Here is a 9612-nt window from a genome sequence, read left to right on the forward strand (position 1 = left end):
TCGGCATGCCCACCGACGACCCCTCCCTGAACGTCACCCGCAGCCGCCTCGGACGCCTCACCCGCCAAGGCTTCCTCACTCAGCCCGGACGGGGCCTCTACCGGAAAGGGACTTAACGACCTCTCAGACCGGACCAGAGGGAAGACCTGAGAGTGCGTAGGTCAGTGGTCACGTTGCTCTTTAATAAGAGGGCTGCGCCGTTACATGCCTCTGACCTGCAGGTTTGCTCGCCCCTATGTGTCTCCCAGGGCACATTTGACGCTGTGAAGTGTGTACTTGGCGAGCACATTCCACGGAAAAATCAAGCAGGCGTGGAGTTTTTCAAGCCGCCAACTCGCCTGCCGTTACAGCAGGTCAGCGAGGTGGCTATGAGGGTGTACAGACGGCCGCGCGTCTCCGAGGACCCTCCGGGATGTGTCGTCATCAGGACAACCGAAATCAAGGAGCCGTGTACTTTCGGCGCTCACGAGGCAGTGAACTTCACGAGGTGTGTACTTTCGGCGTCTGAGTCGGAAGGGTCCACGCCGGGAGCCCGGTCCGACGCACCGACGCACCAAAAGACAAGCACAGGTTGTTTTTTTGGATAGTCTCGGATCGCCTGAGTAACAAGGAGGTCCTGTGACATCTGATCCGCCCGCTCGTCGTCGACAGCGCGGGCCCCGGCCAATTCCCGCTCCCACCGCCGCAGGGGACGACGCCGAGTACGGAGACATCCTGACCGTCCTCGGCCAGCAACTCGGTCAGCAGGTGGCGCAGGCCACCGACCCCAGCGGCCGACGTCGGCTCAAGGGAGTCCACTTCGAGTACGCGGCCGACCCAAAGGCCGTCCACGACATGGCCGGAGACGCCGGCTACAGCCTGGCCAGTAACTGGTTCACGCAGCTGCTGGCGCAGCTCGCCGTCGCGAACAGCATCACCAAGTCCCAGCTCTGCGTTTTCCTCTTCGTGGCCGGGGGGCAGCTGCCGGGCACCGGTATCACCCAGTACACGCAGCAGGAGATCACAGACGGACTGAACAAGGTTGCCGCCCAGAAGGGCGGCAAGATGATCACGCGTTCCACGGTCAACCGTGCCGTCCAGGCGCTGCGCGGATACAACTGGGTGGAAAAGGCCGGTAACGGACGGATCCAGATCAACGTGCGCCTGTGGTTCCACGGCAACAGCACGGCCCAGCACGAGGTACTGGCCGAGATCGCCGACCGGCACGACCGCGACACCGAGGCGTTCCCGTACGCGGTAGGCCCCGAAGGTGCCCACCAGGAAGAACTGGACGTCGGCATTGCGGTCGACGAGAACGTTCGCGGAAGGAGGCGCACCGGGTGATAGTGCTGCCAAGGTTCCTTACGGACATCAACGCAAGAGGAAGGCTGTCTCATGGCTAACGTCATGTCCCCGATCATCGCGGAGCGCATCTGGGCTCTGCCGCTGTCGGGGTCCGCCGTCAAGTTCCTCCAGTACCTTGTCTCCCGCAGCGACTTCGGGGGAGCGCTTCCCGTCCGGCAGAAGGACATGGCTGCCGAGTACGGGGTCACGCCCCAGGCCGTCAGCGGGCTCATGGCACCCCTGTGTGACCTGAACATCGTGCTCCGGCCGCGCAGCGAGGAGCGCAACGGCAACTCCTACCGGCTGCACCCGCTCGCAGCTAAGTACGAGAGCCCCGAGACGATGGAAGCGTCGTTCCGCACGGCCCTCGTCCGCATCCAGGCCGGGGACCTCCCCAACCTGAAGCTGCCGACGTACCACCAGACGCCGCCCGCCTCGACGGGCCGGCCGAAGCTGCAGGTTGCCTGAGCTGCGCCGTAGCCAGACAAGGCAGAAGGCCCTCCACCGTGGTGGAGGGCCTTCCGTGCCTGAGTAACAGTTGGTTCCTCCACTATATCCGCCGAGCGCCGGATTGGGAGAGTTGTATTACTCCGCAGCTGGAGGACGTGTCCTTCGAGTGAGTCCAACGTGCGTCAATGAGCCGTGGTCGGCGCGCCAGGGTCCAGCCGGGTACGCCCAACGGATAAGCCCCGACGATCGCCTTGCATGCGATGGACAGCTCCCGGTTGACGGTGTCGGCGCCCACCTCGTCCGCCGCGCCGCCGCCAGCTCGGCCGGCACCTATGGCAGCGCTGGATCGCCGATCGCCGCGACGGGGAAGACGGGCGGCTTCGCGCCCCGGCGGGCGGGCCCCGTCGGCGCCGGTTCGCTAGCGAGCATCCACCCCCACGTCGTCAATGAGGCCCGGTATATGCGCGCTGAAGACTTTGCGATGCCGGCACCGGTGAGGTACGGCTCGACCGCCGCGGTGTAGGACGAGAGAGGGGCCGACTGGGGCGCCCACCCGGGCGCACGGCAGCCGCCGCGCGCCCCCGCTCGCGAGTTCGGTCATTGGCTCGATGCCCATACCCGTCCCGCCCCTCCGGCGCCACCGCAGTAATTGCGTACACCTCGCCCGGCCCAGCGACCGGAACGGTCCGCGGCAGGTCACGATGATCACGGTAGAGGCCCTGCCGCAGTAGATCCGGCGTCTACTGCGGCAGTACGGTTCTGAGTGCTGCGACTGGTCCGGGCAAGGTGCGGGCACCTCGCCGCGACCTTGCCGTCGCGAAGTGCTCAGTGGATCTCCGCGTTGTCTGTTGGCGTGGATCTTGTACTGCGGTGCGCTTCGGTCTCGCGCCCAGCGACGACCATGGAGTTCTGAGACGGCTGTGCGGCCTTCTGGACGGATCTCGTACTGATCAGGCTGGAGGCGAACAGGAGGACGGCCCCGCCGTAGAAGGGGGCGCGCAGCCCGAAGGGATGGGCGGTGAACCCGGCTGTAGCTGCACCCAGTGCGGCGCCGATTGCGATGACCATCTCGTGCGCCATCGCGACGCGGCCCAGCAGTTCGGTGGGTACCAGAGACTGACGCAGCGACATCGCAGTCTCAGGTCCTGTCGCTGCGGAGTTCGGATGCTCGGCGCCGGTTTTCGTTCCGATGTTTCTCAACCGCGACAGTCCATCCGGGGCTTGGGCGCTGTAGTTGAGGCAGGGGTTCGATGCCCCCACGGGTCTTGGCCCGATGACGTGACAGGGCCCCACGGTCTCTCCGCTCCGGTCAGTTCTGCCGGAACGTGATCGTCACCATGCGTGTCGCCGACGTCAGCGTCACCGAGGGCTCGCCCCGACCGATGGCTTGGTCAATCTTCTTGATGTCCTCCCAGGAGTAGCCCTCACGCCGGTACCGGGCCCGCTGCTTGGGACGCATGTGCTTGACGTCCCCCTTGCCCACGGTGGTCATTCCCGCCGCCACCTCCCTCGCCGGCCCGCCCGTCATCTTCGGCACGCTCAACCCCCTCCCCGTCACGGCCGACCGGCTCGTCCCCGGCCTCATCTGCCTCCAGCATCAACCCCAGAAGGACCCGGTGACCGCTGTTCCCAACAACGAAACGAAAGGACGCTGCCCCGGGCGCGGCACTGCGGACACCGTCTCCACCGACCAGCACGGCATCGACGCCTATATGCCCGGCCGCGGTCCTAGTCCCAGAAGTCGACAAGGCTGTCGCAGCGAGGCTCGCTCCACTGAAGGCGTCGGCCTGCCTGGTTTCGTTCCAGTCGCTGTTCTCGTAGAAGAAGAACCAGCCCGGAAGCGGCTGGCGAGACAGCGTGCGCGTGTGCGGCACCGGGGGCGGGCGGGACGCGGGATAATCGGGTCCATAGTCATGCTCTCCTCCAGCAGCACGGTCGCCGAGCTCCTCCGCGCCCGGTACGCCGGCCGGCTGCCCGGCTCGCTGGAGCAGCTTGCGGGTCCCCAGCACGGCGTGGTCGACCTGCCCCTGCACGTCGCCTGGTCCGGACTGCGCTTCTACGACCTGGACCGGCCGCGGCTGCGCATGAGCCTGTACCGCACAGTCCTGGCCGAGGGCCAGCGTGCAGACCTCGTCACCCTGCTGGACCACGAGCTCCTCCTGGAGCAGTGGCCCGTCCTGCGCACCTTGATCAGCAGGCACCTGCGGGAGGTCTGGGAGGACGCCTTCCCCCAGCTCGCCGAGATGAGGTCCGCAGCCGCGTGAACCTGAGCGACCTGCACCGCCGCCTCCTCGCCGCCGTGATCGACATCGGCGCCCCCTACCCCCTCGTGATCACCGGTGGATACTCCGTACAAGCGCACGGCCTTGTGGAACGTCTGAGCCAGGACCTCGACGTCGCCACGGAGAACCCCGCCCCGATGGCCCAGATCGTCGCCGGCCTCCAGCACGGCCTGGTCGCGCAGGGCTGGCACGTGCGCGTGATCGCCGTGGGCCCCCTGTCGGCCCGACTGGTGGCTGCGGACCCGGACACCGGCGAGGAGTGCGAGGTCGATGTCCTCAAGCACTTATGGACGCCGCGGCCCTCACCGAGTACGGGCCGGTCCTCGCCTTCGACTCCGTCATCGGCGCCAAGGTCCGCGCCCTGGCCGACCGCGGGCCGTCCGCGACTTCATCGACGTCCACGTGGCCTCCCGCCATCGGACCTCCGGCGAGCTGGAGCGGCTCGGTAAGCGGCACGGCCGTGACGAGTTCCGCCTCGAAGATCTCCGCGACGGTCTCACCGCAGCGGACTGGGCGAACGACGACGAATTCGCCGCCTATGGTCTCACCGCGGACCCGACCGCCGAGCTCCGCGTCTGGGCCCGGCGTTGGGCCGACGACCTCGACCAGCGCCTCCGCGACCACGACGGCTGAGACCGCCCTGCCACCGCCGAAAAGCGAGGTGAAGGCGGGAATTCCCGGTGCCGGCTCGTATGTCACAGGCGAGGCGGTTCTGCTCCATAGCTGGCGGAGGGAGATCCCCACCGCCTTGGCCAGCATGGCGCTCCTTGCCACACCCTGACCCGGCCCCCGTCCAGAAGACCCGCCGGAAGACCGGGCCATGTGTGGCGGCTCGTCCCTCGTGGGGGTGGCTCTGTGGGCATCCCCTGTCGTCCAGTGCCCGATTGCCATTGACGGGCCGTGACTACGACGAAGGTGCTTTCCACCGCCGCGGCGGCCTTGACCATGCTCGCTGGCACGGCCGCAACCTCCGCCGCGGCCCCGGCCGCCCCGTCGCTGCACTACACGTGCGTCAGCAGCACCCAGACGATCGATGACGCGGGGTACAGCGGGCCCGCCCGTCAGGGTGTCGGTGTGCGCGGCCAGGTCGGGGCAGAGCGGTCTACGCGTACGCCAATGTCCGGTGGGACGGCCCCGCGCTGTGCTCCAACTCCAACGCGACGATCCTCGACGGGGCCAAACTGCGCGTTCAGATCAAGCTGTCCCGAGAGGGCACCGACCCGGTGGTGGTCGAGCAGGACTTCGGGCTCAAGGACCGGATGGAGAAGGCGACGCTGCACGGGGATCACGACGGCTCGTACTGGACCCCCGTGATCAGCCACCGGGCCGCCTCCGGCGCGTACAGGGGCAGTGTCCTCTTCTTGGACTGGCATAAGGACGGCCACGGCTACCGAGGACACGACTTCAAGGGAACCCCCGAGGACTGACTGGAGCGTCGAGTCGTGTTGTCGGGTGGCGTTGTCAGTGGCGGGCTTTAGGCTCCGGCCGTGGTTGACATTCAACTCACCGACGACCTGATTCGCCTCCAGAAGCGTTCCGACACTGCATGGGCGAGGGTGAGGGAGGTCCAGGACCGTCGTGGGCGGCCCTCGGCCGAAGGCGGCTGGTCAGACGAAGCGCACACGGAGTGGGACGCTGCCTGGAAGACCTGGGGTGAGCAGCCAGACGTCGCCCGCGAAGCGATTACCGCGTGAGCAGGCGAGAGCGAGCAGCGCCGCATCGACATCGAAGGCCGGTTGAGGGGCGAGGTCCGTGGGGGGAAGGACCCGCAGGTCTGGCCCGACTCCGAGTAGGGGGCCCAGCGCCGTGCGGCCGGAGGACTCCGAAGCCCCGGATGCCGGAGCGGGCGCGGGCCACATGAGTGCATGTTCCCCCGCATCCTGACGACCTGGTCCACACCGGCCTCCTCCCGTTCTACGGGCCAGGGGCCGGGCCGGGCCTCGGAATGGGCCGTTGCTTGCCGCTTCCATGGCCCGGCCTCGCGCGGACCTCACCCGGGTTCCGGCCTCGTCGATCCGGTACTAGGGACGCGGGACTTCGGCTGCACCAGCCTGGACGGCGTCGACTACATGCTGGTGGAAGGCGGCGTGTCCGCTCGGTGGGAGTGGTGCCGGGCTGCCGGTGAGGGTGTACCACTCCTCGGCGCCGGTGTACTGGATGCGGATCTGGACGGTGCCGTCGGGGCCGAGCTCGGTGGTCAGGGTGACGTCACCGGTGATGACGCCGACTTCGTCGGTCATAGCGCCGCCGGACCCCGCCTTGATGTGGGAGGTCAGGGGTGCCGGCCTGCCCGCGCTGCCGTCGTTGTCGCCGTCGCCCGGGTTGCTGCCGGGCTGGGGAGTGTTCATGACGTGCATGTCTCGAGCATCTCGGTCAGCTTCGCCTTCTCGGTCTTGGTGACCGTGAGCTCGTAAGTGCTCTCTAGCTCAGACAGTTCCGCGCGCGAAAGCAGGGTCGCTAGTGCTAGGGCGTCCGGTCTCGATGTGCCCGCACAGATGGTAAGTCTGCGGGTGGTTCTGGTCGCCCCAGGTCAATGTGACGTCGTACCAGTGGTGGGTCGATTGACATCCGATCCGGTGGACGGTCTCCATTCCCGCCGGCACGGACAGGTATGTGGTGTGCTGCGTGGCGGCGTCGATGAGTGCGATCCGCTGCGGTCTCGTGCCGTGGTTCGTGAGGTGGATTACTAGTTGGCCGTCGTCGTCGGTGCTGTGTGATGCCCTCACGTTGACTTGCTGGGCTGGGTGGGTGCCGTGGCCGGTGAACCTCCGCAGGAAACCGTTGGGACCCCTGACACAGAAGTCGTAGGCGCCTGCGACTTTCCAGTTGTCGGACAGCGCGCTGCCCTCAGCCACTGTGTAGGTCCAGGGCCCGTAGGTGCCCTGGTGGTTGGTGACGTGGAACGACGCGCCACTCCCACCCTGGTTTGTGAAGTCGATGTGCAGCTGGCCGGGAGACAGGCGGCAGTCGGCTGCCAGGTCATAGGGCAGGGGGCGGGCCAGGCGTAGGCCGGGTTCCTGGCGGGGCAGCCGAGCGTTCTCGGGTGGCTGCGGATCAACGCCTTCCTCCTTGCACTGGGGCGGGAGGTAGGCGTCGGTGCTGGGCAGGGCGGGTAGGGAGTCGTTGCGCCGGGTGAAGTCGAATGCTGAGGTGAGGTCTCCACACACAGTGCGCCGCCAGGGGGTGATCTGGGGCTCGTGGACACCGAAGCGCCGCTCGATGAAGCGGATCAGGGAGGTGTGGTCGAAGACCTGTGAGCAAACCCAGCCTCCCCGGCTCCAGGGAGAGATGACGAAGGTGGGCACGCGGGGCCCCAGGCCGTACGGGCCCGGCACTCCGTCGGGGCCGTCGTAGTGCTCGTCCTCCACACTCACCGTCGACTTGCCCTGTGTGGGGTTCTCAGGCGGGAAGGGCGGCGGCACATGATCGAAAAAGCCGCCGTTTTCGTCATAGGTCACGATCAGGGCTGTCCGGCTCCAGACCTCTGGGTCGCTGGTGAGCGCGTCGAGGACCTTTGCCACGTACCAGGCGCCGTAGTTGGCAGGGTAGACGGGATGCTCATTGAAAATTTCTGGAGCAGCAATCCACGATACTTGCGGCAGCCTGCCGCCTTGTACGTCGGAGCGCAGCAGAGAGAACAGCCCTTCGAAGTCCGGCGGAGTGTCGGAGTCACCGTGGTCGATTCTCGTGCCGGTGCGTGCCCTGCGGTACAAGGCGCTGTCCGGCCGGGCGTTTTCGTACTGTCGGAAGTGGAGCAGCGAATTGTCGCCGAAGTTGCCGATACAGGCGTTGTCATCCACCCACCCCCATGCTTGCTGGCGAGTGAGTCCCCGCCCGATGTCCTGGTAGACCTTCCACGTCACATTGTGCCGCTCCAGCCGCTCGGGATAGGTGGTCCAAGTGCGGGCCGGGGTCGTCTTGGCGTCGTAGTTCAAGATGGCTGGACCGCCGCCACGCCCGGTCGCGTCGACGCAGCCGGTCCACATGTAGTAGCGGTTGGGGTCCGTCCAGCCGTTGAGTGAGCAGTGGTAGGAGTCGCAGATGGTGAAAGCCTCGGCCAGTGCGTGGTGGAAGGGAACGTCCTCGCGTGTAAGTTGCGCCATCACGAACTGCTGCTTGTACTTCACCCACCCGTCGTAGCGGCCCTCATTCCACGCTCTGTGTCCGCTGTCCCAGTCGTGCTCCGGGTCGCTGAATGGGAGCAGGCCGAGCTGCTGCCCTTTGACCGGCTCGGGGCGGTACGGCAGCACCGTGCCGCCCTTTCCCTGCTGGAACCACACAGGTCTGCCGCTGGGCAGCAGCAGCGGATGCGGGTCGCCGAAGCCTCGCACACCGCGCATCGTCCCCAGATAGTGGTCGAAAGAGCGGTTCTCTTGCATCAGGATGACGACGTGCTCCACATCCTCGATCGTTCCGGTGCGGTAATGCGGCTCGATCTCAGCCGCTCGCGCGATACTGCCGGTCAACATGGACAAGCAAGCCGCCCCGCCCACTGCCTTGAGGAAATCTCGACGCTCGATGCCAGCCAAGGAACTGCCCCTCTCATCGCCACGGGCAGCTTCGACCCGCTGCCGTGCAGCAGTGGTAGCGCTTCCCTGCACACACACGACCACCTGACACGCCCTCGGTGGCACTCTTCACACTGCGGAACCCTCTCTGTCAAAGTAGGTCGAGCCAGGCATACTGGATGGTTCATTGAGTCGAGGGCGGAGAAGGAGTAGTAACCCAGGTGGCCAGAACCAACGACCACGGGATCCCTGACCGCAGGTAGAACCCCGCTCTACCGGACCGCGCAGGTACGCGGCGGAGTACAAGGCGAGGATCCTCGTCGAGTACGAGTAGCTCGACGAGCAAGGCAAGGGTGCCGATAGCCGAGCCTTGACCGCGGCCGATGATGAGATCTCCTTCCCAGTGTCCAGGAATTTTGCGGTCGTTGGCCTCCACGGGACGCTGGTGGATCAGCGTCATGATCTTGTTGGGTGACGGGACGCCTCGTCGCTGCTTCTTGCGGCGGATGCGGCCGGTGCGGAGCTTGCCGGGTTTGCGGCCGAGCAGGCCGGCGAACAGAGCGCGGTAGATCGTCTCCGAGCAGGGCCGCATCGTCAGGTCGCCCTGTGGGTGCCGGCGAGGAAGCGTGCGATCTGCGGGGGCGACCACTTCTCGGTGAGCTTCGCGCGGATGAGCGTACGAAGGTCCGCGCCGGCACAGATCTTCTCCTCCTGGGGGGCGCTGTCGGGGCGCAGGAGGGCCTCGTTGTGCGCCCACCAAGGGTTGTAGCGGCCGTCGGGCTTGCTGTTGCGCCTGATCTCCCGGTAGATGCTGTGACTCCTCCCCCTCATGAATGAGGGGGCTTCTCGCTATGCCGGTTGAGGCTCGCGACGGACCAGCCCGGCCCGTAGAACGTTCAGGGCGCCCACCGTGTCAGCGTGCGCCGAGTGGCCGCAGCTAACGCAGTGGAACTTGTCCTGTGTGGGCCGGTTCTCCTTGGCGGTGTGCCCGCATTCGGGGCACCGCCGGGAGGTGTTGCGGGGGTCCACGGCGATCACTTCCCGGCCGG

Annotated in this window: 9 protein-coding genes and 2 pseudogenes; 5 read left to right on the forward strand and 6 right to left on the reverse strand. The window is 66.8% G+C overall.

Translation table 11 applies throughout. The features are described from left to right. Positions 1–618 precede the first annotated feature (618 nt). Together OTB20_RS41275 and OTB20_RS41280 are read left to right on the forward strand one after the other, a co-directional pair. Positions 619–1323 (forward strand): hypothetical protein, encoded by a 705-nt coding sequence (locus OTB20_RS41275; RefSeq protein WP_267825052.1) that lies wholly within the window; start codon positions 619–621, stop codon positions 1321–1323. 51 nt (positions 1324–1374) lie between these two features. Next, a complete protein-coding gene (locus OTB20_RS41280; protein WP_267825053.1) occupies positions 1375–1791 on the forward strand; it encodes a hypothetical protein in 417 nt (138 codons plus the stop codon). An 807-nt stretch (positions 1792–2598) separates the two neighbouring features. On the opposite strand, the gene OTB20_RS41285 is transcribed toward OTB20_RS41280, so the two are convergent. Both OTB20_RS41285 and OTB20_RS41290 read right to left on the reverse strand, forming a co-directional pair. Beyond that, positions 2599–2904, reverse strand: coding sequence for a hypothetical protein (locus tag OTB20_RS41285; RefSeq protein ID WP_267825054.1), 306 nt, complete (start codon positions 2902–2904; stop codon positions 2599–2601). A 178-nt stretch (positions 2905–3082) separates the two neighbouring features. Next, a complete protein-coding gene (locus OTB20_RS41290) occupies positions 3083–3310 on the reverse strand; it encodes a hypothetical protein (protein WP_267825055.1) in 228 nt (75 codons plus the stop codon). Between the two features lie 376 nt (positions 3311–3686). Between OTB20_RS41290 and OTB20_RS41295 the strand changes: the two genes are divergently transcribed. The 3 genes and pseudogenes from OTB20_RS41295 (at position 3687) to OTB20_RS41305 (ending at position 5482) form a co-directional block, all read left to right on the forward strand. Continuing rightward, the gene (locus OTB20_RS41295) at positions 3687–4037 is read left to right on the forward strand and encodes a hypothetical protein (protein ID WP_267825056.1); all 351 of its coding nucleotides are present in this window, start codon (positions 3687–3689) and stop codon (positions 4035–4037) included. Then, positions 4034–4688: pseudogene (locus tag OTB20_RS41300) on the forward strand (nucleotidyl transferase AbiEii/AbiGii toxin family protein). The gene OTB20_RS41295 and the pseudogene OTB20_RS41300 overlap by 4 nt, the downstream one beginning before the upstream one ends. Positions 4689–5281: 593 nt before the next feature. Then, entirely contained in the window at positions 5282–5482 is a 201-nt protein-coding gene (locus tag OTB20_RS41305) for a hypothetical protein (protein WP_267825057.1), read from the forward strand. Positions 5483–6076: 594 nt separating this feature from the next. Here OTB20_RS41305 and OTB20_RS41310 read toward each other — a convergent pair. The 4 genes and pseudogenes from OTB20_RS41310 to OTB20_RS41325 form a co-directional block, all read right to left on the reverse strand. Further along, complete coding sequence (locus OTB20_RS41310) at positions 6077–6412, reverse strand: hypothetical protein (RefSeq protein ID WP_324290483.1); 336 nt, start codon at positions 6410–6412, stop codon at positions 6077–6079. A gap of 69 nt (positions 6413–6481) precedes the next feature. Beyond that, positions 6482–8584, reverse strand: a complete 2103-nt coding sequence (locus tag OTB20_RS41315; protein WP_267825058.1) for a phosphocholine-specific phospholipase C — start codon at positions 8582–8584, stop codon at positions 6482–6484. A gap of 328 nt (positions 8585–8912) precedes the next feature. Further along, positions 8913–9376, reverse strand: a pseudogene (locus OTB20_RS43065) (IS30 family transposase); the annotation flags it as partial. A gap of 36 nt (positions 9377–9412) precedes the next feature. Next, a partial coding sequence (locus tag OTB20_RS41325) for a zinc ribbon domain-containing protein (protein ID WP_267825060.1) occupies positions 9413–9612 on the reverse strand: 200 nt, incomplete at its 5' end.

This window comes from Streptomyces sp. H27-H1 (genome assembly GCF_026627445.1).
Classification (GTDB): Bacteria; Actinomycetota; Actinomycetes; order Streptomycetales; family Streptomycetaceae; genus Streptomyces.

Excerpts from the sequence above, each read along its gene's own strand:
- OTB20_RS41310 (WP_324290483.1), bottom strand. The coding sequence starts at position 6,412 with ATGCACGTCATGAACACTCCCCAGCCCGGCAGCAACCCGGGCGACGGC.
- OTB20_RS41295 (WP_267825056.1), top strand. The coding sequence starts at position 3,687 with ATGCTCTCCTCCAGCAGCACGGTCGCCGAGCTCCTCCGCGCCCGGTAC.
- OTB20_RS41280 (WP_267825053.1), top strand. The coding sequence starts at position 1,375 with ATGGCTAACGTCATGTCCCCGATCATCGCGGAGCGCATCTGGGCTCTG.
- OTB20_RS41285 (WP_267825054.1), bottom strand. The coding sequence starts at position 2,904 with ATGTCGCTGCGTCAGTCTCTGGTACCCACCGAACTGCTGGGCCGCGTC.